This is a genomic window from Pseudomonas sp. LG1E9, from assembly GCF_003290225.1.
GTDB classification, from domain to species: Bacteria; Pseudomonadota; Gammaproteobacteria; order Pseudomonadales; family Pseudomonadaceae; genus Aquipseudomonas; species Aquipseudomonas cyclaminis.
Map to the genome: position 1 here is coordinate 2126261 of NZ_CP029983.1, position 21242 is coordinate 2147502.

Sequence of the window (21242 nt, forward strand, 5' to 3'; positions counted from 1 at the left end):
GGCACGCTAGGTGAGGAAAAAAAAGCTTGGTAGTCGGACGATTCTTGGCTTGGCGTAGGCGGGTTCTGTAATCACCATCAGGGTGTTTTTGCATTCTGTGAGCGCTACATCAAAACCCGTTGATTAATGAGGCCTTCTGCTCAGCTATACTCCCCTCCATTTGAATGGCCCTTCGAGGAAATACTGTGAAGAACTGGACCTTGCGCCAACGCATCCTGGCAAGTTTTGCGGTCATTATCGCCATCATGCTGTTAATGGTCGTGGTCTCCTATTCACGGTTGCTGAAGATTGAAGTCAGCCAGGAAGCTGTCCGAGACGATGCGGTGCCAGGGGTTTACCTCAGTTCCATGATCCGCAGTGCGTGGGTCGACAGTTATCTGCAGACCATCGATATCATTGGTCTGCGCGAGGATAAAACCTTCACCAATACCGACAAGAACGACTACAAGGCCTTCGAAGCGCGCATCGAGCAGCAGATGGCCAGCTACGAAAAAACCGTGCACAGCCAGGCTGACCGCATGGAGTTCGACAACTTCAAGGCCGCACACATCAATTACAACAAGGTCCTTGAGCGAGTGCTGGACCGCGTCCAGAACAATGACCTGCCCGCTGCGCGTGAAATGCTTGAAGAGCAACTGACGCCGATCTGGACCGAAGGTCGCATGAAGCTCAATGACATTATTACCGAGAACAAAAACGTCGCTGACCGTGCCACCGCGGCCATTGACGACGCCGTGCTGTCGGCCAAGATCAGCATGGGCGTGTCGCTGATCATCGCCATCCTGGCCGCCGGCCTGTGTGGCCTGCTGCTGATGCGCGCAATCATGGCGCCGATGCAGCGTATCGTCGAAATCCTCGACACCATGCGCACGGGCGATCTGAGCAAACGCCTGAACCTTGAGCGCAAGGACGAATTCGGTGCGGTGGAAACCGGCTTCAACGACATGATGACCGAACTCACTGCCCTGGTTTCCCAGGCGCAACGCTCTTCGGTACAGGTCACCACCTCGGTGACCGAGATTGCCGCCACCTCCAAGCAGCAACAGGCCACCGCCACTGAAACAGCGGCAACGACCACCGAGATCGGCGCCACATCGCGGGAAATCGCCGCCACGTCCAAGGATCTGGTGCGCACCATGACCGAAGTCTCCACTGCTGCCGACCAGGCTTCGGTGGCCGCCGGTTCCGGCCAGCAAGGCCTGGCGCGCATGGAAGAGACCATGCACTCGGTGATGGGCGCTGCCGACCTCGTGAACGCCAAGCTGGCGATCCTCAATGAGAAGGCCGGCAACATCAACCAAGTGGTGGTGACCATCGTCAAGGTCGCCGACCAGACCAACCTGCTGTCCCTGAACGCCGCCATCGAAGCTGAAAAGGCCGGTGAATACGGGCGCGGGTTTGCCGTGGTCGCAACCGAGGTGCGTCGCCTGGCCGACCAGACCGCCGTGGCCACCTACGACATCGAGCAGATGGTGCGCGAGATTCAGTCGGCGGTGTCCGCGGGCGTGATGGGCATGGACAAGTTCTCCGAAGAAGTGCGCCGCGGCATGTTCGAAGTGCAGCAAGTGGGCGAGCAACTCTCGCAGATCATCCATCAGGTACAGGCCCTGGCGCCGCGGGTGTTGATGGTCAACGAAGGCATGCAGGCCCAGGCCACCGGCGCCGAGCAGATCAACCACGCGCTGGTGCAACTGGGGGATGCCAGCAGCCAGACCGTGGAATCCCTGCGCCAGGCCAGTTTTGCGATTGATGAACTGAGCCAGGTTGCGGTGGGTCTGCGCAGCGGCGTGTCGCGTTTCAAAGTCTGATGAGCGACCTCGCGGCTAAACGCGGCGCCGTCCCGGCAGCGAAAAAGGCGTTGTTCCTGGTGTTTCACATCGGTAGCGAACGTTATGTCCTCAAGGCCACCGAAGTGGCCGAGGTGCTGCCGCGCCTGCCGCTCAAGCCCATCGCCCATGCGCCTTCCTGGGTGGCTGGCATCTTTGCCCACCGTGGGGCGTTGGTGCCGGTGATCGACCTGAGCGCGCTGACCTTCGGTACGCCGGCGCAGGCTCGCACCAGCACGCGGTTGGTGCTGGTCAATTACCAGCCGCAACCTTGGGTCGAATCCCGCCGGCTGGGGCTGATCCTCGAACAGGCCACCGATACCCTGCGTTGCGACCCCGCCGAATTCCAGCCCTATGGCCTGGATAACCACCAGGCGCGCTACCTGGGGCCTGTGCGGGAGGATGCCTTGGGCTTGATGCAATGGATTGGCGTGAATGACGTGCTCACCGACGACGTGCGCGCCCTGTTGTTTTCTGCCGAGCTGAGCGTATGAGCAACGACCCGCGCTTCTTTGCCTTCCTCAAGGAACGTATCGGCCTGGACGTTGCGTCGGTCGGCGAGGCCATCATCGAACGTGCGGTGCGCCAGCGCAGCCAGGCCGTGCAGGCGCGAACGCCAGGTGAATACTGGCAGCACCTGCAAAGCTCCCACGACGAGCAGCAAGCGCTGATCGAAGCGGTGATCGTCCCCGAGACCTGGTTTTTCCGTTACCCCGAATCCTTTGCGACCTTGGCCCGATTGGCGATTGCCCGTCTGGCCGAGATCAAGCAGATGCGTGCACTGCGTATCCTCAGCCTGCCGTGCTCCACTGGCGAAGAGCCCTATTCGATCGCCATGGCCCTGCTTGATGCTGGCCTGGCGCCGCACCAGTTCAAGGTGCTGGGCCTGGACGTCAGCCCGCTGTCGGTGGAGCGTGCGCGGCGCGGCGTGTATGGCAAGAACTCGTTTCGCGGCAGCGATATCGCCTATCGAGACCGCCACTTCATTGAACACGACGACGGGTTCCACATCGCCGACCGCGTGCGCGAGCAGGTGCGTCTGCAAGTCGGCAACCTGCTCGACCCGACGCTGCTGGCGAACGAGGCGAGCTATGACTTCGTGTTTTGCCGCAACCTTTTGATCTATTTCGACCAGCCCACCCAAAAACAAGTGTTCGATGTGCTCAAGGGCCTGACCCACGTGGAGGGCGTCCTGTTTATCGGCCCGGCCGAGGGCAGCCTGTTGGGGCGCCACGGCATGCGTTCGATTGGGGTGCCGCAGTCCTTTGCCTTCAGCCGGCACGCCGAGCCGATCCAGCCTGAACCGGTGTTCGTGCCCATGCCGGCGCCTCAGCGCAGCGCGGCACCGATCCCCGTCAAGCCGCGACCGTTCAGCACAGTCAGCGCCCAGGTGGTGCCTATCAAGGCCCCGCCGCCTTTCGACGCAAGCACCTTGCTCAGTCGTATCGCCACCCTGGCCAACGAAGGCAAGAGTGCCGAGGCCCGTGCCGCCTGCGAGCAGTATTTGAACAGCCACCCGCCAGCCGCCCAGGTGTTTTACTGGCTCGGGCTGCTCAGCGATGTGGCCGGCAGCGCTCTGGAAGCCCAGGGTTTTTATCGAAAAGCCTTATACCTGGAACCCCAGCATCCGCAGGCCTTGATGCACCTGGCCGCGTTGCTCGAATCCCAGGGCGACAGTGCGGGGGCGCGCCGTTTACAGGCGCGGGCCGCCCGTAGCGAGCGAGCAGACAGTGAGTCCAAACGATGAGTAGCCCCGACGCGCTCGACACCGCCGGCCTGGACCTGACCCTGGCCGACACCCAGGCCATCGACGACTGCTGGAACCGCATCGGTATCCACGGCGACAAGTCCTGCCCGCTGCTGGTGGATCATATTCATTGCCGCAACTGCGCCGTGTATTCGGCGGCCGCCACGCGCCTGCTGGATCGCTACGCCTTGCAGCAGGACGACCGTCGTCCGGCCGCTGCGGCTGAAGTCGACGAAGAGATCGTCACCCGCTCGTTGCTGATGTTCCGTCTCGGCGAAGAATGGTTGGGCATCGCTACCCGTTGCCTGGTGGAAGTGGCGCCGTTGCAACCGATTCACTCGCTGCCGCACCAGCGGTCCCGCGCCTTGCTCGGCGTGGCCAATGTGCGGGGGGCGCTGGTGGCGTGCCTGTCATTGGTGGAACTGCTCGGCCTGGACAACACCGGCAACGGCGCCAGCGGTGGGCGGATCATGCCGCGCATGTTGATCATCGCCGCGCAGGATGGCCCGGTGGTGGTGCCGGTGGACGAAGTGGACGGCATCCATGCTATCGACGAACGCACCTTGCAGGCTGCATCGGCGTCCGGCACCCAGGCCAGCGCACGGTTCACCCAGGGTGTGTTGCAGTGGAAGGGCCGCAGCCTGCGTTGGCTGGACGAGGCGCAATTGTTGTCCGCCGTGACCCGGAGCCTCACATGACCCCCGACCAGATGCGCGATGCCTCGCTGCTGGAACTGTTCAGCTTGGAAGCCGATGCGCAGACCCAGGTGCTGAGCGCGGGCCTGCTGGCCCTGGAGCGCAACCCGACCCAGGCCGACCAACTGGAAGCCTGCATGCGCGCGGCCCACTCGCTCAAGGGCGCGGCGCGCATCGTGGGGGTGGACGCCGGGGTCAGCGTGTCCCATGTCATGGAGGACTGCCTGGTCAGCGCCCAGGAAAGTCGTCTGTACCTGCAACCTGAACATATCGACGCCTTGCTGCAAGGCACCGACCTGCTGATGCGCATCGCCACCCCGGGCAACACCGTGGGGCCAGCGGACATCGAAGCTTATGTGGCGTTGATGGAGCGTCTGCTGGACCCGTCCCAGCCGACCGCCAAGGTCGCGCCGCCACCCGTTGTGCCGGCGCCGGTGGTTGAAGAGCTCCCGCCGGAACCCGAACCCGCGCCGCCAGTGGCCAGCGATCCGCCGCGCCAGGGCAAACGCATGACCGAAGGCGGCGAGCGTGTACTGCGCGTGACCGCCGAGCGGCTTAACAGCCTGCTGGACCTGTCGAGCAAGTCCCTGGTGGAAACCCAGCGTCTCAAGCCGTACCTGGCGAGCATGCAGCGCCTCAAACGCATTCAAAGCCAGAGCGTGCGCGCCCTGGATGCCCTGGACGGCCAGCTCAAGACCCTGGATCTGAACCTCGAAGCCCAGGAAGCCCTGGCCGATACCCGCCGCCTGCTGAGCGAAGCCCAGGCGCTGCTGGCGGAAAAAACCGCCGAGCTGGATGAGTTCGGCTGGCAGGCCGGGCAGCGCGCCCAGGTGCTCTACGACACCGCGCTGGCCTGTCGCATGCGTCCGTTTGCCGATGTGCTGGCCGGGCAGGTGCGCATGGTGCGTGACCTCGGCCGCAGCCTGGGCAAGCAAGTGCGCCTGGAGATCGAGGGCGAAAAGACCCAGGTCGACCGCGACGTATTGGAAAAACTTGAAGCGCCACTCACCCATTTATTGCGCAATGCCGTCGATCACGGCATCGAAATGCCTGACCAGCGCCTGCTCGCCGGTAAACCCGCCGAAGGCTTGATCCGCCTGCGTGCTTCTCATCAGGCCGGTTTACTGGTGCTGGAACTGAGCGACGACGGCAACGGCGTCGACCTGGAGCGCCTGCGCGGCACCATCGTCGACCGGCATCTGTCTACTCTGGAAACGGTGCTGACCCTCAGTGAAGAGGAGTTGCTCACGTTTCTGTTCCTGCCGGGGTTCAGCCTGCGTGACAAGGTCACCGAAGTGTCCGGGCGCGGGGTCGGGCTGGATGCGGTGCAGCATATGGTCCGCCAACTGCGCGGCGCGGTGGTGCTGGAGCAGACGGCGGGGCAGGGCAGCCGTTTCCATCTTGAAGTGCCGCTGACCTTGTCGGTGGTGCGCAGCCTGGTGGTGGAAGTCGGCGAAGAAGCCTACGCATTCCCCCTGGCGCATATCGAACGCATGTGCGACCTGGCCCCCGACGAGATCGTGCAACTGGAAGGCCGCCAGCATTTCTGGCACGAGGGCCGGCATGTCGGCCTGGTCGCCGCCAGCCAGTTGTTGCAGCGCCCGCCGGGGCAGAATAACGACGAGACCCTGAAAGTCGTGGTGATCCGCGAGCGCGATGCGGTGTACGGTATCGCCGTGGAACGCTTCATCGGCGAGCGGACCCTGGTGGTATTGCCGCTGGATGACCGCCTGGGCAAGGTCCAGGACATTTCCGCCGGTGCCTTGCTCGATGATGGCTCGGTGGTGTTGATTGTCGATGTGGAAGACATGCTGCGTTCGGTGGACAAGCTGCTTAACACCGGACGCCTCGAACGCATCGCCCGGCGCAGCCAGCAGGTCACCGAGGCGCCGCGCAAGCGCGTGTTGGTGGTGGATGACTCGCTCACCGTGCGTGAGTTGCAACGTAAATTGCTGCTTAATCGCGGGTACGAAGTGGCCGTTGCAGTCGATGGCATGGACGGCTGGAACGCCTTGCGCTCCGAAGACTTCGACCTGCTGATCACTGACATTGATATGCCTCGCATGGACGGTATTGAATTGGTCACACTCTTGCGCCGGGATACTCGCCTGCAATCGTTGCCGGTGATGGTGGTGTCGTACAAAGACCGTGAAGAGGACCGTCGCCGTGGGCTGGACGCCGGTGCCGATTACTACCTGGCCAAAGCCAGCTTCCACGACGACGCGTTGTTGGACGCCGTGGTGGAGCTGATTGGAGGCGCGCGGGCATGAGGATTGCGATCGTCAATGACATGCCCCTGGCGGTAGAGGCCTTGCGCCGCGCCTTGAGCTTCGAGCCCGCGCACGAGGTGGTGTGGGTGGCCGGCAATGGCCTGGAAGCGGTGCAGCGCTGTACCGAATTGACCCCTGACCTGATCCTGATGGACCTGATCATGCCGGTGATGGACGGCGTGGAGGCCACGCGGCAGATCATGGCCGAGACGCCGTGCGCGATCCTGCTGGTGACTGTCGACCGCCAGGCCAACATGAGCCGGGTGTTCGAAGCCATGGGGCACGGCGCCCTGGATGTGGTGGACACGCCGGCCCTCGGCGTGGGCAACCCCAAGGATGCGGCGGCGCCGCTGTTGCGCAAAATCCTCAACATCGGCTGGCTGATCGGCCAGCGTGGCAGCCGCGTGCGCACCGAAACCCCATCAGCGCGCACCACCGGCAAACGCCAGAGCCTGGTGGCTATCGGCTCGTCGGCGGGTGGCCCGGCTGCCCTGGAAATCCTGCTCAAGGGTTTGCCCCGGGACTTTCCCGCCGCCATTGTGCTGGTGCAGCATGTGGACCAGGTGTTCGCCGCCGGCATGGCCGAGTGGCTCAGCAGTGCCTCGGGATTGCCGGTGCGCCTGGCCCGCGAAGGGGAACCGCCACAAAGCGGCGTGGTGTTGCTCGCCGGTACCAATCATCACATTCGTCTATTGAAGAATGGCACGCTAGCCTATACCGCAGAGCCGGTGAACGAGATTTACCGGCCTTCGATCGACGTGTTCTTTGAAAGCGTGGCCAGCCACTGGAATGGCGATGCCGTTGGCGTACTGCTGACCGGCATGGGGCGCGACGGGGCCCAGGGCCTCAAGTTATTGCGTGAAGAAGGTTATTTGACCATCGCCCAGGATCAGCAGAGCTCGGCGGTGTATGGCATGCCCAAAGCGGCGGCGGCAATTGATGCTGCTGTTGAAATTCGCCCACTGGACAGAATTGCGCCCCGATTGCTGGAGGTCTTTGCACAATGAACATGACCTCGCGTGATGTTGGCTTGCAGGTGGTAATTCAGGTGACTGCAGATGAATGATTTACAGATCGACGACGTCAAGACCGACGAAAATGCCGCCATGGTATTGCTGGTCGACGACCAGGCCATGATCGGCGAAGCGGTGCGGCGCGGCCTGGCCCATGAAGAAAACATCGACTTCCACTTCTGCGCCGATCCGCACCAGGCGATTGCCCAGGCGATCCGTATCAAACCGACGGTGATCCTGCAGGATCTGGTGATGCCCGGCCTCGATGGCCTGACCCTGGTGCGCGAGTACCGCAATCACCCGGCCACGGCGAATATCCCGATCATTGTGCTTTCGACCAAGGAAGACCCGCTGATCAAGAGCGCGGCGTTTTCGGCGGGGGCCAATGATTACCTGGTCAAGCTGCCGGACAATATCGAGTTGGTAGCGCGTATCCGCTATCACTCGCGGTCTTACATGACGCTGTTGCAGCGGGACGCGGCCTACCGCGCGTTGCGGGTCAGCCAGCAACAACTGCTGGACACTAATCTTGTGTTGCAGCGGTTGATGAACTCCGATGGGTTGACCGGGTTGTCCAATCGTCGCCACTTCGACGAATACCTGGAACTGGAATGGCGGCGGGCCATGCGTGATCAGACGCAGTTGTCGTTGCTGATGATCGATGTGGATTTCTTCAAGACCTACAACGACAGCTTCGGCCACGTTGAAGGGGATGAAGCCTTGCGCAAAGTCGCCGCTACCATCCGCGACGCCAGCAGCCGCCCTTCGGACCTGCCGGCACGCTACGGCGGCGAAGAATTTTCCCTGGTGCTGCCCAATACGTCACCGGGCGGTGCTCGCATGGTCGCCGAGAAGCTGCGCATGGCCGTGGCGGCGCTGAAAATCCCGCACATTGCGCCGACTGAAGGCTCCAGCCTGACCGTCAGCATTGGCCTGTCGACCATGACGCCGGTGCAGGGTACGGATTGCCGCCAGTTGATCATGGCGGCGGACAAGGGTTTGTATACGGCCAAGCATAATGGGCGTAACCAGGTGGGGATTGAGTAGGCTCAGGCCTTTGCTAATGCTATGTGGGAGGGGGCTGAGTACATATCCGTTGCTGCGGTAACGGCTGCGTATGGTTCCGCCCTTACGGCGGGTCACTTTGGAAAAGCCCCAAAGTAACCAAAGGGCTCTTGCCCCAACACTCGGCACCTCGCTTAGGCTCGGTGTGCCCGAACGAAGGCTTGAATCCGTGGGCCGCCGCGATGGGCCATCCTTGGCCCAGCGCGGCTAACCCGGCGTCCTGCCGGGTTACCCACGGATTCAAGCCTGCGTTCGGCCAGCGTGTTTAACGGGGCGCCTAAGATCAAAAGCGCAGATCAAAAGAGCGCTGACTTCGTCAGCGAAAAGGATGTAAGGGCCAGAGCAAAAGCAGATCCAAAGCAGGTCCAAAGCAGATTCAAAGCAGGCTGAGATCTATCTGATATATGGAGATAAAATGTGGGAGGGGGCTTGCCCCCGATGAGGGAGTGTCAGCTGATGCAGCTGTGACTGATCCACAGCTATCGAGGGCAAGCCCTCTCCCACATTTTTAACCCATGTGGGTGAGTCATACTGGGCGTGGCTTTTTGGTTACTTTTGTGCCTTTCCAAAAGTGACCCGCCGTAAGGGCGGAACCATAGGCAGCCGTTACCGCAGCAACGGATATGCCCCCAACATAATCCAACCCCCCTTTTCGCCCAGCGGGCTGCCGCTCCCCCCCGTTTGCCGTTATACTCGCCGGCTTTCAAAAGTTCGCCAACGAGTGCTGCCCGCCATGGAAATCAACCCGATCCTGAACACCATCAAGGACCTGTCCGAGCGCTCCGAAACTATTCGGGGGTATCTTTGACTACGATCAAAAGCATGAGCGTCTGACCGAAGTCAATCGCGAGCTTGAAGATCCGGCTGTCTGGAACAAACCCGAATACGCCCAGGAACTGGGCCGCGAGCGCGCCGCGCTGGCGCAGATCGTCGACACCCTCGACGAACTGAACACCGGTCTGGCCGATTGCCGTGACCTGCTGGACATGGCCGTCGAAGAAAACGACGAAGGCGCAGTGGGCGATGTCGTCGCCGAACTGGCCCGTCTAGAGGAAAACCTCGCCAAACTCGAATTCCGCCGCATGTTCAGCCATGAAATGGACCCGAACAACGCTTACCTGGACATCCAGGCCGGTTCCGGCGGCACCGAAGCCCAGGACTGGGCCAACATTCTGCTGCGCATGTACCTGCGCTGGGCCGACAAGCGCGGTTTCGACGCGACCATCATGGAACTGTCGGCCGGTGAAGTGGCGGGTATCAAGGGCGCGACCGTGCACATCAAGGGTGAATACGCCTTTGGCTGGTTGCGTACCGAAATCGGCGTGCACCGCCTGGTGCGCAAGAGCCCGTTCGACTCCGGCAACCGTCGCCACACCTCGTTCTCGGCGGTGTTCGTCTCGCCAGAGATCGACGACAAAGTGGAAATCGAGATCAACCCGGCCGACCTGCGCATCGACACCTACCGTTCATCCGGTGCCGGTGGCCAGCACGTAAACACCACCGACTCGGCCGTACGTATTACCCACGTACCGACCAACACCGTGGTCAGCTGCCAGAACGAACGTTCCCAGCACGCGAACAAGGACACCGCCATGAAAATGCTGCGGGCCAAGTTGTACGAGCAGGAAATGCAGAAGCGCAACGCCGCTTCCCAGGCGCTGGAAGACACCAAGTCGGATATCGGCTGGGGTCACCAGATCCGTTCGTACGTGCTCGATGCGTCGCGGATCAAGGATCTGCGCACCAACATCGAACGCAGCGACTGCGACAAGGTGCTCGACGGCGATATCGACGAATACCTGGAAGCCAGCCTGAAGTCCGGCCTCTAAAGAACCTGTAGGAGCGGGCTTGCCCGCGATCCTCAGCCGTAGGCTGAGGGCAACGAACCTGTGATGGAATTTCAAAAGACATGAGCGACCAACAACTCGACCCGCAAGCCCTGCTACAGGAAGAAAACTCCCTGATCGCCCTGCGCAAGGAAAAGCTTGCTGCCGAGCGCGCCAAGGGCAATGCCTTCCCCAACGACTTCCGCCGCGACAATTACTGCGATGCCTTGCAGAAACAGTACGCGGACAAGACCAAGGAAGAGCTGGCAGAGGCTGCGATCCCGGTCAAGGTGGCAGGTCGCATCATGCTCAACCGTGGCTCGTTCATGGTGATCCAAGACATGACCGGGCGCATCCAGGTCTACGTCAACCGCAAGACGCTGCCTGAAGAAACCCTGGCCTCGGTGAAAACCTGGGACATGGGCGACATCATCGCCGCCGAAGGCACCCTGGCCCGTTCCGGCAAGGGCGACCTGTACGTCGAGATGACCAGCGTGCGCCTGCTGACCAAGTCCCTGCGCCCACTGCCGGACAAGCACCACGGCCTGACCGACACCGAGCAGCGCTACCGCCAGCGCTACGTTGACCTGATCGTCAACGAAGAGGTGCGCCAGACCTTCCGTGTACGTTCCCAAGTCATCGCGCACATCCGCAGCTTCCTGATGCAGCGCGACTTCCTGGAAGTGGAAACGCCGATGCTGCAGACCATCCCCGGTGGTGCCGCAGCCAAGCCGTTCGAAACCCACCACAACGCGCTGGACCTGGAAATGTTCCTGCGCATTGCGCCTGAGCTGTACCTCAAGCGGCTGGTTGTCGGCGGTTTTGAAAAGGTGTTCGAGATCAACCGCAACTTCCGTAACGAAGGCGTCTCGACCCGTCACAACCCAGAATTCACCATGTTGGAGTTCTACCAGGCTTACGCCGACTACGAAGACAACATGGACCTGACCGAAGAACTGTTCCGCGAACTGGCACAGTTGGTCCTGGGCAGCACCGACGTGCCGTACGGCGACAAGGTCTTCCACTTCGGCGAGCCGTTTGTGCGCCTGTCGGTGTTCGACTCGATCCTCAAGTACAACCCTGAGCTGACCGCCGACGACCTCAACGACATCGACAAGGCCCGTGCCATTGCCAAGAAAGCCGGCGCCAAGGTGCTGGGTTTTGAAGGCCTGGGCAAATTGCAGGTGATGATTTTCGAGGAACTGGTCGAGCACAAGCTGGAACAGCCACACTTCATTACCCAATACCCGTTCGAAGTGTCGCCGCTGGCCCGTCGCAACGACGACAACCCGAACGTCACCGACCGTTTCGAGCTGTTCATCGGCGGCCGCGAAATCGCCAACGCCTACTCCGAGCTTAACGACGCGCAAGACCAGGCCGAGCGCTTCATGGCCCAGGTGGCCGACAAGGACGCTGGCGACGACGAAGCCATGCACTACGACGCCGACTTCGTGCGCGCCCTGGAATACGGCATGCCGCCAACCGCCGGCGAAGGCATCGGCATCGACCGTCTGGTGATGTTGTTGACCAACTCGCCGTCGATCCGCGACGTGATCCTGTTCCCGCATATGCGGCCAGAAGTGTAAACGTAACGAAATCCGAAGCCGCCTTTTATAAGGCGGCTTTTTTATGTGGCGTTTTTAAGCGTCAAGCAAACAGCGCCAGGGTTTGATCTATTCAAGGATGTGAGTCGTGAACCGCGTAATCGCACAAGAAGGCGCCGCCGGCATTGCTGCTGCCGTGGCTGAAAGCGTCCAGTACCAGGGCCGTAAGGCCAGTCGTCGGGGCAGCGAGCAACGCAGGCAAGACATTCTCGATGCGGCCATGCGCATCGTGGTGCGCGAAGGCGTGCGTGCCGTGCGCCATCGGGCGGTGGCGGCGGAGGCGGGTGTGCCGCTGTCGGCCACCACCTACTATTTCAAAGACATCGATGACCTGCTCACCGATACCTTCGCCCAGTACGTCGAACGCAGCGCCGCCTTCATGGGCAAGCTGTGGGTGCGTAATGAAGGCCTGTTGCGCGAGATGGTCGCCTACGGCGATGGCAGCCCGGAGTCGCGCTCACAGCTGGCCGATGACATCGCGCGCCTGACCGCCGATTATGTGCAGCGCCAACTGATCAACCGCCGCGAATACCTGATGGCGGAACAGGCGTTCCGCCAGGAGGCGCTGCTGAACCCGCGCCTGGCCGAACTGGTGCGCTCCCACCAGCAGATTTTGTTGCAGGGCACCGGGCAGTTTTTCCAGGTTCTGGGCTCCCGCGAACCGCAGCAGGACGCCAAGGTGTTGACGGCGATTATCAGTCGGATGGAATATCAGGGCCTGTTGGGCGGCGCAGAGCCTCTGACCGGTGAAGAGATGCTTGAGATTCTCAAGCGTTACATGCATTTGGTGTTGGCCTCGGTCTGACACCGGAGGGTGTCTGATGAAAACCTGGCGCAGCGCAGTAATCGCCTTGTCGTTCCTGCTGCTCAGTGGTTGCCTGGTGACCTTCAAGGAGCCGCTGGCAACCCGTGAAGCGGCGCCGGATGAGTTGCTGGGCCAATGGTCCAGCAAAAATGCCTGGGGCGAGCCGCTCAACCTGCACATCACGCGGGCCGGTGAGCACCGTTACAAAGCCGTGAGCTACCCTAAGGCCACGCCGGAGCAGCGCGACGAGTACCTGTTCAGCGTGTCGCGCCATGGCAACCGCTGGTACCTGTCGGCGCCGTTGCCTACAGAGCTCGGTGGGAATTTTATCCTGGCCGGCTTCGAATTCGACGAAAAGCACGAATTGGTGGTCTACAACCTGGATCTGGACCAGATCCACCAGGCCATCGGCCAACAGGCGTTGCGTGGTCATACGGTAGAAACCGTCGAAGGCGACGGCGTGTTGGTGGATAGCCCCATGGACCAGGTGTTTGCCTACCTGGACAACCCGGCCAATGCCGATGTGTTCGTTGAAGCCGTGCGCTACCGGCGTGCGGGCAAATAACGTTTAAAGAAGGAAGCACCCGGTGGACGATTACCAGCAGACGATACGCACCTTGTCCGATCGCATTGTGCTGGCGCAAACACCGATTCGCGTCCTCGACGCCGTGAAGTGGGACGACAACATTCGCCAGGGATTCCTCAAGGCCAAGGGCAAGGCAATGCCTGCCGTGGACCGCGACTATTACCTGAACCGACCGCTGTCGTTCGATTCCAGCGCAGTGAAGCTGGAATTCCAGAACATTGAGCGTGATATCACCCGGCGGCTCGGCCAGTTCAGCCCGGTGGGGCAGATCATGCGTCGCATGTGCCGTGAATACCGCATGGTGGTGCGTATGCTCGAAGCACGCGGCACCGAGGACTTCGGCCTGATTTCCCAGGAATTGTACGGCGCTGCCTCCGATGCGTTTCATGCTGGCGACCCGACCCTGGCCGACCTGGGGCTGATGCTCTCTGACTACCTGAACAATATCGATGGCCGTGGCGACCTCAAGGACGAAGCCAAGACCCTCACCGCCAAGGACGCCGTCGCCCTGCTGCAAACCCGCTTGAACAAGGTGTTCGGCGAGGCGGAAGAGACTATCCGCGTGTTCGAGTCCGACGGCATCGTCGCCGACGCGGCGGCGGGGGCCGACTACATCAAGATCCGCGCCGATGCAATGTTCAACAATCGCGACGTACGCGCCCTGGAAGTGCATGAAGGCTTGGTACACGTCGGCACCACCCTCAACGGCCAGAACCAGCCGATCTGCACCTTTCTGTCCAAGGGCCCGCCGTCGTCCACTGTGACCCAGGAAGGCCTGGCCATTCTGATGGAGATCATCACGTTTGCCTCATACCCCAGTCGCCTGCGCAAACTGACCAACCGCACCCGCGCCATCCACATGGTGGAAGAGGGCGCCGACTTCCTGCAGGTGTTCGAGTTCTTCCGCGAGCAAGGCTTTGAAATGGCCGAAAGCTATGGCAACGCCAGCCGTGTATTCCGTGGCTCGGTGCCCAATGGCCTGCCGTTTACCAAGGATTTGTCCTACCTCAAGGGCTTTATCATGGTCTACAACTACATCCAACTGGCCGTGCGCAAAGGCAAGCTGGAGCAAGTGCCGCTGCTGTTCTGCGGCAAGACCACCCTGGAAGACATGCGGACCCTGCGCCAACTGGTGGATGAAGGACTGGTGGTGCCACCCAAGTACCTGCCGGAGCAGTTCCGCGACATGAACGCGCTGGCCGCGTGGATGTGCTTCTCCAACTTCCTCAACCACCTGAGCCTGGATCGGATCGAAGCGGATTACTCCAATATCCTTTAAACACGTTTATTCACGAGGCTTCATCGGATGAGAATCCTCGGCATTCTGTGCCTGCTACTCACCTTGAACGGCTGCAGCTCGCTGCTGTTCTACCCCGAGCCCGGCCTGCCCTTTACCCCGGAAAAGGCCCGTCTGGCGTACCGCGACGTTACCCTCACCACCGCTGATGGCGTGAAGCTGCACGCGTGGTGGCTGCCGGCCAAGGTTGGCGTGCCTGTCAAAGGCACGGTGCTGCACCTGCACGGCAATGGCGGCAATCTGGCCTGGCACCTCGGCGGCAGTTGGTGGTTGCCGGAGCAGGGCTATCAAGTGCTGCTGGTGGACTATCGCGGATATGGTTTGTCCGAAGGCAAACCGTCGTTGCCGGCGATCTATGAGGATGTGGATGCGGCGTTCCGCTGGATCGACACGGCCCCGGAAACCCAAGGCCAGCCGCTGATTGTCCTCGGTCAGAGCCTGGGCGGTGCGCTGGCGGTGCACTATCTGGCGGCGCATCCTGAGCGTCAGGCCAGGCTCAAAGCGCTGGTACTGGATGGCGTGCCCGCCAGTTATCGTGACGTAGGACAATTCGCCCTCAGCACCTCTTGGCTAACATGGCCGTTCCAGGTGCCTTTGTCCTGGCTGGTGCCCGACGCCGACAGCGCAATCAACGCCATGCCGCAACTGACCGGCGTACCCAAACTACTGTTCCACAGCCTGGATGACCCGATCGTGCCGCTGTCCAATGGCATCCGCCTGTACCAGGCCGCGCCAGCGCCGAGGGTGTTGCAGTTGACCCGGGGCGGCCATGTGCAGACCTTTGCCGACAAGACCTGGCAAACCGTGATGCTGCGCTACCTGGACGACCCGCAGCACTTCAACGGCCTGCGCCGCCTGGGCGAAATTGCGAACTACCCCATTCCTAAAGTTGATTCATCAGAGAGCCCGCAATGAGCGAAGAACGCAACATGATCCCGCTGATTCTCACCGGTATCGGCACCATCATCGGCACCATCGGCTGCCTGTGGTACTACGGCTACCTGCACTTCGCCAAACCGGAAGATGCGTTACTGCTCAGTGACTTCACCATGCTCAAGACCGTACCCGGCGAGGACTACAAAATCTCGCTGACCCCCGCGGCCCAGGTGGCGCAGTGCGTCGATGGCGTGCTGGTGATGTTCGATACCGAGCAAAAAGGCTTGAGCGGCGTGCTGGTGAATAACAAGAAACAGGCCGTGCGCTGCTTGGGGCAGGAAACGCCGCAACTGCAGCAGTAGCAGGTTCGTCATTCCAAATAGCCGGACATATCTGGAACCGTTTTTCGTAAGGTGCCACTGACTAGCCTGTCAGTACGACTGGCAAATAACTTATGAATATGGACTCTGGAGTGTAAACGTGAGTGGCATTAGTGCTATAGGCAAGATGTTGGGAATGGCAAGGGGCCAGGAAAGCCTTGGGCGAGATGGTGCTGAAGGCGCTGGTCATCAAAACGATAAAGTAGACCCGGAGCTGCTCAAGAAGCTGCTCGAAATGCTCTCCGGCGGCGCCGGTGGCGCTCAGGGCGGTGGCGGATCAGGTTCATCTGGTGGTTCGGGTGGTCAGCCTGACCCTGATCAGATCAGGAAGATGATGAGTGGGCGCCAAGGGATGGAGGCGATGATGCCGGACAGTGATAACGGTCGTCAGGTCCAGGTCTGACACGCACAAAAAACCCACCGTCAGGTGGGTTTTTTTTCAGCATCGGTTAATCAGTTCGCCATCGACGAACGTGGTTTGACCGGCTGGTTGTCGTTGGAGATGGTCACTTCAACGCGGCGGTTCATGGCACGGCCCGACACGCTGCCGTTATCGGCAACCGGGTATTCCTTGCCGTAACCGGTGGTCACGATGCGGCGTGGATCAACACCCATCTTGATCAGTGCAACCTGTACCGAAGCAGCACGACGCTCCGACAGGCTCTGGTTGTAGGCATCGGCGCCGGTGCTGTCGGTGTAACCCTCGACGATCACCTGGCGATCCGGGTTTTCCTGGAGGAACTGCGCCAGCTTGTTGATGTTGACCAGACCGCTGGATTTCAGGTCGGCCTTGTTGGTCGCAAACAGCACATCACCGAAGGTCACCAAGGTGCCGCGATCAGTCTGCTTGGCGTTCAGGCTGTCTTGCAGTTGCTTGATCTGTGCATCACGGGCGTCCAGCAGGGCGCGGGCACGTTCGTCGCCGGCATTTTTCAGCTTGGCTTCGGATTCGCGCAGCACGATGGTGTCTTTGGCCACCTCGACGCGCTGGTTGGTCAGGTAAGCCAACTGGTCGACCTTCTTCTCGTCTTCCTTGTCACGGTAGGCCTTGTCAGCCTTGTCCAGCCAATCTTGCGCGTCCTTGGTTTCCAGGGCCGCTACTTTGGTGGCGTTAGGGTTGGCCTGCAGGGCCGAGAAATTGGTCCGAGCGTTTTCCAGGTTCGCGTTCGGCGGGGTGGAGCAAGCTGCCAGGGCAACGCTCATCGCCAGCAGGGCAGGGATCATCAATTGTTTACGCATAGTCGTGTCGTCCTTTCAATTCGATATCAGGTGCGATGCAGTCAGGGGCGGCGGCTTATTTCTGCTGGATAGCAGCCGGGCGCATGCCTTCCTTACGCAGCTCGTCAACAGCCTTCTGAGAATCCTTCACAGCCTGGTCAGCCTTGGCGGCCTGAGCTTTACGCTCTGCAACGCGAGCGTCCCATTCAGCTTGTTCAGACAGGCGACGGGCTTCGTCGTAGTTTTTGTCGTGCATCGCGATTTCGGCTTGCTTGAGCTTGTCCTGGGCCGACTTCATTTCTACGGCCGCGTACTCGGTGCCGCCGGCGCTGACAGCGCTGTTCACCGCAGATTGTGTAACGGCGTACTGTTCGGTCGGAGGGTTGCCGGCGCAGCCAGCCAGAACGAAGCTGGTGCCGATTGCCAGCGCGGCCAATTTAAGCCCGCGCAGGTGGTTAAACGAGGATTTGGCAGTGCTGGTCTTCATCGTCTTCAACTCCATTGGATAACTCCTGAAAAACTTCAACATCCATCGTAGGTGGTCAGCTGTGGCGGGCTCTGCGGTTAAGCGCGGGGCACCGATTCAAACGGCTGTTCCAAGTGATGGCTTACTGGCTGTGACCGGAGGCTTTTTTGAATAGTTCAGAGAAGATGGCGATTTGCCTAAAAAAATAACTGACTGAATGGTCAGCGTAAAAAATTGGAACTTTTGCTGCGCGCAGAAGTACATCGGGCCTTTGGGAGGCCCGGTGTACAAGGGTTAGTCAGGGGTTGTCAGTGCTTGGGTTCGTCGGCACTGGCCGACAAGTCATGCAGATGGCGCCGAGACAGCGTGAGAAAACGTGGCGTCGGGCCGACGTCTTCATACAGCGGGTCGCCTTCTTCATCAGTGGCGATGACGTGCTGCCCCTTGATGTAGGGAAAGCTGGCTTCCAGCTCCTCAAGGGCGGCGCCGATCAGCTCGCCGAGCAGTTCTTCGGTATTGCGCTTGGGGTACATCTCGGCGATGGCCGCCAACCGAGCGGCGGCCTCGACATCCAGATGGATGGCGTACTCGGTCTTGGTCAAGCGACCCTTGGCGTTCTCTTCCCAATGCTGGGCCAGTTCTCGAATTTTCATGGCAACCTCAATAAAGCCTGGGATGGCAGGCGGTGATGAGTGACCAGTCGCGCGCATGGATAACGCGGCGGCTCACAGTTGAGACTAGCTGCAAGCGGCAAGGTTTAAAGTCTTGTCATAAAACGATGCTGACGGCACTCTGGCAGGCCTGCGCGTCCCGGATTTCTGGCTGGAGATTGGCTGATGAGTGATATCGATGCACGCTTGCGTGAGGATGTTCACCTGCTGGGTGAACTGCTGGGCAACACGATTCGAGAGCAGTACGGCGATGATTTCCTCGACAAGATCGAGCAGATCCGCAAAGGCGCCAAGGCCGATCGTCGCGGCGCTGGCGATGAGCTGAGTACCAGCCTCAACCAATTGCAGGAAGACGAACTGCTGCCCGTAGCCCGGGCCTTCAACCAGTTCCTCAACCTGGCCAATATCGCCGAGCAGTACCAATTGATTCACCGGCGCGATGAGTCGCAGCCGGCGCCTTTCGAATCGCGCGTACTCCCGGAGTTGCTGGCCCGCCTGCAAAGCGAAGGTCACAGCAACGAATCCCTGGCCCGCCAACTGGGGCGCCTGGAGATTGACCTGGTCCTCACGGCCCACCCCACCGAAGTGGCGCGCCGCACCCTGATCCAGAAATACGATGCCATCGCCGCGCAACTGGCGCTGCAGGATCACCGCGACCTCACTACCGCCGAGCGCGAGCAGATCCGCCAACGCTTGCAACGGTTGATTGCCGAAGCCTGGCACACCGAAGAAATCCGCCGCACCCGACCCACGCCGGTGGATGAGGCCAAGTGGGGCTTTGCGGTGATTGAGCATTCGCTGTGGCACGCCATCCCCAATTACTTGCGCAAGGCTGATCAGGCCTTGCACGCTGCCACGGGCCTGCGCCTGCCGCTGGAAGCCGCGCCGATTCGGTTTGCCTCCTGGATGGGCGGCGACCGCGACGGCAACCCGAACGTCACTGCGCCGGTCACCCGCGAAGTGCTATTGCTCGCGCGCTGGATGGCCGCCGATCTGTATTTGCGCGATATCGATCATTTGGCCTCCGAGCTGTCGATGCAACGCGCCAGCCCGGCATTGCAGGCCAAAGTGGGCGACAGTGTCGAACCCTACCGCGCCGTGCTCAAGCAGCTGCGCGAACGCCTGCGCGCCACACGCCAGTGGGCGCACACCGCGTTGAGCAGCAACACACCGGCACCGGCCGAGGTGTTGCAGAACAACCGCGATCTGCTGGAGCCGCTGGAACTGTGCTACCAGTCGCTGCATGAGTGCGGCATGGGCGTGATCGCCGACGGCCCGCTGCTCGATTGCCTGCGCCGGGCCGTCACCTTTGGCCTGTTCCTGGTGCGGCTGGATGTGCGCCAGGACTCCAGTCGCCATTCGGCGGCCATGACCGAAATCACCGATTACCTGGGCCTGGGCCGTTACGAAGAGTGGGACGAAGACGCACGCATCAGCTTTCTGATGAAGGAACTGGCCAACCGTCGACCGCTGCTGCCGAGCTATTTCAAACCATCGGCGGACACGGCCGAAGTGCTCAACACCTGTAAGGAAGTGGCCGCCGCGCCCGCTGCATCGCTGGGCTCGTATGTCATCTCCATGGCCGGGGCTGCGTCGGACGTGCTTGCCGTGCAATTGTTGCTTAAAGAGTCGGGCGTTCAGCGGCCGATGCGCGTGGTGCCGCTGTTCGAAACCCTGGCCGACCTGGACAACGCCGGCCCGGTGATCGAGCAACTGTTGCTGCTGCCGGGCTACCGTGCGCGCTTGCAGGGCCCGCAGGAAGTGATGATCGGCTACTCCGACTCGGCCAAGGACGCCGGCACCACCGCAGCCGCCTGGGCGCAATACCGCGCCCAGGAACGGTTGGTCGATATCTGCCGTGAGCAGCAGGTGGAATTGCTGTTGTTCCATGGTCGCGGTGGCACCGTCGGCCGTGGCGGCGGCCCGGCCCACGCGGCGATCCTGTCGCAGCCGCCGGGTTCGGTGGCGGGGCGTTTCCGTACCACTGAACAGGGCGAGATGATCCGCTTCAAGTTCGGCCTGCCGGACATTGCCGAGCAGAACCTCAACCTGTACCTGGCCGCCGTGTTGGAAGCGACGCTGCTGCCACCGCCTCCACCCGAGCCGGCCTGGCGCCACTTGATGGACGAATTGGCCGCCGATGGTGTCAGTGCTTACCGTGCCGTGGTGCGGGAAAATCCGCAATTCGTCGAGTATTTTCGCCAATCCACCCCCGAGCAGGAGCTTGGCCGTTTACCGCTGGGCAGTCGTCCGGCCAAGCGCCGCGCCGGTGGTATAGAAAGCCTGCGCGCCATCCCCTGGATCTTCGGCTGGACCCAGACCCGCCTGATGCTGCCGGCGTGGTTGGGCTGGGAAGCCGCGTTGAGCAAGGCCCTGGAACGCGGCGAGGGCGAACTGCTGGGACAGATGCGTGAGCAATGGCCGTTCTTCCGTACCCGCATTGATATGCTGGAAATGGTGCTGGCCAAGGCAGATGCCGATATCGCGCGCCTGTATGACGAGCGCCTGGTCCAGCCGGATCTGTTGCCATTGGGTGTGCACTTGCGCGACCTATTGTCGCAGGCCTGTGGCGTGGTGCTTGGCCTGACTGGCCAGTCGCAACTGCTGGCCCATAGCCCTGACACCCTGGAGTTCATCCGCCTGCGCAACACCTACCTCGACCCCTTGCACCTGTTGCAGGCTGAGTTGCTGGCACGCTCGCGCCAGCAGGAAGCGGCGCAGGACAGCCCTCTGGAACAAGCGCTGCTGGTGTCCGTGGCCGGTATTGCCGCCGGTTTACGTAATACCGGCTGAGGTTTTTTGCGTGTTCTCAACGGCTTGCAGATAAACCACAACGACCGCCCGGAACAGGGCGGTCGGCGTTTACAGGGCCGGGTTGCACTCAGGCACACCCTACC

Annotated in this window: 19 protein-coding genes; 16 read left to right on the forward strand and 3 right to left on the reverse strand. The window is 61.4% G+C overall.

The genetic code is table 11. The annotated features are described in order from the left end of the window. The first annotated feature begins 185 nt into the window (after window positions 1-185). The 15 genes from DNK50_RS09990 (at window position 186) to DNK50_RS10065 (ending at window position 16393) form a co-directional block, all read left to right on the forward strand. Window positions 186-1808, forward strand: a complete 1623-nt coding sequence (locus tag DNK50_RS09990; RefSeq protein ID WP_099583402.1) for a methyl-accepting chemotaxis protein — start codon at window positions 186-188, stop codon at window positions 1806-1808. Beyond that, on the forward strand, window positions 1808-2320 hold the full coding sequence (locus tag DNK50_RS09995; RefSeq protein WP_099583401.1) for a chemotaxis protein CheW: 513 nt from the start codon (window positions 1808-1810) through the stop codon (window positions 2318-2320). Before DNK50_RS09990 ends, DNK50_RS09995 begins: the two co-directional genes overlap by 1 nt. Continuing rightward, entirely contained in the window at window positions 2317-3573 is a 1257-nt protein-coding gene (locus DNK50_RS10000) for a protein-glutamate O-methyltransferase CheR (protein WP_112193819.1), read from the forward strand. Before DNK50_RS09995 ends, DNK50_RS10000 begins: the two co-directional genes overlap by 4 nt. Next, a complete protein-coding gene (locus DNK50_RS10005; protein WP_112193821.1) occupies window positions 3570-4271 on the forward strand; it encodes a chemotaxis protein CheW in 702 nt (233 codons plus the stop codon). Before DNK50_RS10000 ends, DNK50_RS10005 begins: the two co-directional genes overlap by 4 nt. After that, the gene (locus tag DNK50_RS10010; RefSeq protein ID WP_112193823.1) at window positions 4268-6538 is read left to right on the forward strand and encodes a hybrid sensor histidine kinase/response regulator; all 2271 of its coding nucleotides are present in this window, start codon (window positions 4268-4270) and stop codon (window positions 6536-6538) included. Before DNK50_RS10005 ends, DNK50_RS10010 begins: the two co-directional genes overlap by 4 nt. Next, window positions 6535-7545: a chemotaxis response regulator protein-glutamate methylesterase gene (locus DNK50_RS10015; RefSeq protein ID WP_099583397.1), complete on the forward strand. Its 1011-nt coding sequence runs from the start codon at window positions 6535-6537 to the stop codon at window positions 7543-7545. Before DNK50_RS10010 ends, DNK50_RS10015 begins: the two co-directional genes overlap by 4 nt. A 51-nt stretch (window positions 7546-7596) precedes the next feature. Continuing rightward, complete coding sequence (locus DNK50_RS10020) at window positions 7597-8598, forward strand: diguanylate cyclase (RefSeq protein WP_099583396.1); 1002 nt, start codon at window positions 7597-7599, stop codon at window positions 8596-8598. 751 nt (window positions 8599-9349) lie between these two features. Next, window positions 9350-10445 (forward strand): peptide chain release factor 2 gene (gene prfB, locus DNK50_RS10030; RefSeq protein ID WP_095943132.1). Its coding sequence is split into 2 segments (ribosomal slippage): window positions 9350-9421 and window positions 9423-10445, totalling 1095 coding nucleotides; the frame shifts between segments, so codons are not numbered across the junction. A gap of 80 nt (window positions 10446-10525) precedes the next feature. Continuing rightward, window positions 10526-12028: a lysine--tRNA ligase gene (gene lysS, locus DNK50_RS10035; protein WP_099583395.1), complete on the forward strand. Its 1503-nt coding sequence runs from the start codon at window positions 10526-10528 to the stop codon at window positions 12026-12028. A 106-nt stretch (window positions 12029-12134) separates the two neighbouring features. Further along, window positions 12135-12851, forward strand: coding sequence for a TetR/AcrR family transcriptional regulator (locus DNK50_RS10040; protein WP_099583394.1), 717 nt, complete (start codon window positions 12135-12137; stop codon window positions 12849-12851). A 16-nt stretch (window positions 12852-12867) separates the two neighbouring features. Next, window positions 12868-13416, forward strand: a complete 549-nt coding sequence (locus DNK50_RS10045; protein WP_112193825.1) for a hypothetical protein — start codon at window positions 12868-12870, stop codon at window positions 13414-13416. Window positions 13417-13438: 22 nt separating this feature from the next. Further along, window positions 13439-14716 carry a flavohemoglobin expression-modulating QEGLA motif protein gene (locus DNK50_RS10050; protein ID WP_099583392.1) on the forward strand — a complete coding sequence of 426 codons (1278 nt, stop codon included), beginning with the start codon at window positions 13439-13441 and terminating at the stop codon, window positions 14714-14716. Window positions 14717-14743: 27 nt separating this feature from the next. Further along, window positions 14744-15649, forward strand: coding sequence for an alpha/beta hydrolase (locus DNK50_RS10055; RefSeq protein WP_112193827.1), 906 nt, complete (start codon window positions 14744-14746; stop codon window positions 15647-15649). Beyond that, the gene (locus tag DNK50_RS10060; RefSeq protein ID WP_112193828.1) at window positions 15646-15972 is read left to right on the forward strand and encodes a hypothetical protein; all 327 of its coding nucleotides are present in this window, start codon (window positions 15646-15648) and stop codon (window positions 15970-15972) included. Before DNK50_RS10055 ends, DNK50_RS10060 begins: the two co-directional genes overlap by 4 nt. A gap of 118 nt (window positions 15973-16090) precedes the next feature. After that, complete coding sequence (locus DNK50_RS10065; protein WP_256592798.1) at window positions 16091-16393, forward strand: hypothetical protein; 303 nt, start codon at window positions 16091-16093, stop codon at window positions 16391-16393. A gap of 50 nt (window positions 16394-16443) precedes the next feature. On the opposite strand, the gene DNK50_RS10070 is transcribed toward DNK50_RS10065, so the two are convergent. The 3 genes from DNK50_RS10070 to DNK50_RS10080 form a co-directional block, all read right to left on the reverse strand. Next, the gene (locus tag DNK50_RS10070) at window positions 16444-17229 is read right to left on the reverse strand and encodes an OmpA family protein (protein ID WP_099583390.1); all 786 of its coding nucleotides are present in this window, start codon (window positions 17227-17229) and stop codon (window positions 16444-16446) included. A 55-nt stretch (window positions 17230-17284) separates the two neighbouring features. Next, a complete protein-coding gene (locus DNK50_RS10075) occupies window positions 17285-17710 on the reverse strand; it encodes a DUF4398 domain-containing protein (RefSeq protein ID WP_099583389.1) in 426 nt (141 codons plus the stop codon). Between the two features lie 272 nt (window positions 17711-17982). Next, window positions 17983-18327, reverse strand: coding sequence for a pilin assembly protein (locus DNK50_RS10080; protein WP_099583388.1), 345 nt, complete (start codon window positions 18325-18327; stop codon window positions 17983-17985). A 183-nt stretch (window positions 18328-18510) separates the two neighbouring features. Here DNK50_RS10080 and ppc point away from each other — a divergent pair, with 183 nt between their 5' ends. Beyond that, on the forward strand, window positions 18511-21138 hold the full coding sequence (gene ppc / locus DNK50_RS10085) for a phosphoenolpyruvate carboxylase (RefSeq protein ID WP_112193830.1): 2628 nt from the start codon (window positions 18511-18513) through the stop codon (window positions 21136-21138). Window positions 21139-21242 lie beyond the last annotated feature (104 nt).

Coding starts and splice junctions, on each gene's coding strand:
- DNK50_RS09995 (WP_099583401.1), top strand. CDS start 1,808: ATGAGCGACCTCGCGGCTAAACGCGGCGCCGTCCCGGCAGCGAAAAAG.
- DNK50_RS10000 (WP_112193819.1), top strand. CDS start 2,317: ATGAGCAACGACCCGCGCTTCTTTGCCTTCCTCAAGGAACGTATCGGC.
- DNK50_RS10005 (WP_112193821.1), top strand. CDS start 3,570: ATGAGTAGCCCCGACGCGCTCGACACCGCCGGCCTGGACCTGACCCTG.
- DNK50_RS10010 (WP_112193823.1), top strand. CDS start 4,268: ATGACCCCCGACCAGATGCGCGATGCCTCGCTGCTGGAACTGTTCAGC.
- DNK50_RS10015 (WP_099583397.1), top strand. CDS start 6,535: ATGAGGATTGCGATCGTCAATGACATGCCCCTGGCGGTAGAGGCCTTG.
- DNK50_RS10020 (WP_099583396.1), top strand. CDS start 7,597: ATGAATGATTTACAGATCGACGACGTCAAGACCGACGAAAATGCCGCC.
- lysS (WP_099583395.1), top strand. CDS start 10,526: ATGAGCGACCAACAACTCGACCCGCAAGCCCTGCTACAGGAAGAAAAC.
- DNK50_RS10045 (WP_112193825.1), top strand. CDS start 12,868: ATGAAAACCTGGCGCAGCGCAGTAATCGCCTTGTCGTTCCTGCTGCTC.
- DNK50_RS10055 (WP_112193827.1), top strand. CDS start 14,744: ATGAGAATCCTCGGCATTCTGTGCCTGCTACTCACCTTGAACGGCTGC.
- DNK50_RS10060 (WP_112193828.1), top strand. CDS start 15,646: ATGAGCGAAGAACGCAACATGATCCCGCTGATTCTCACCGGTATCGGC.
- DNK50_RS10070 (WP_099583390.1), bottom strand. CDS start 17,229: ATGCGTAAACAATTGATGATCCCTGCCCTGCTGGCGATGAGCGTTGCC.
- DNK50_RS10075 (WP_099583389.1), bottom strand. CDS start 17,710: ATGGAGTTGAAGACGATGAAGACCAGCACTGCCAAATCCTCGTTTAAC.
- DNK50_RS10080 (WP_099583388.1), bottom strand. CDS start 18,327: ATGAAAATTCGAGAACTGGCCCAGCATTGGGAAGAGAACGCCAAGGGT.
- ppc (WP_112193830.1), top strand. CDS start 18,511: ATGAGTGATATCGATGCACGCTTGCGTGAGGATGTTCACCTGCTGGGT.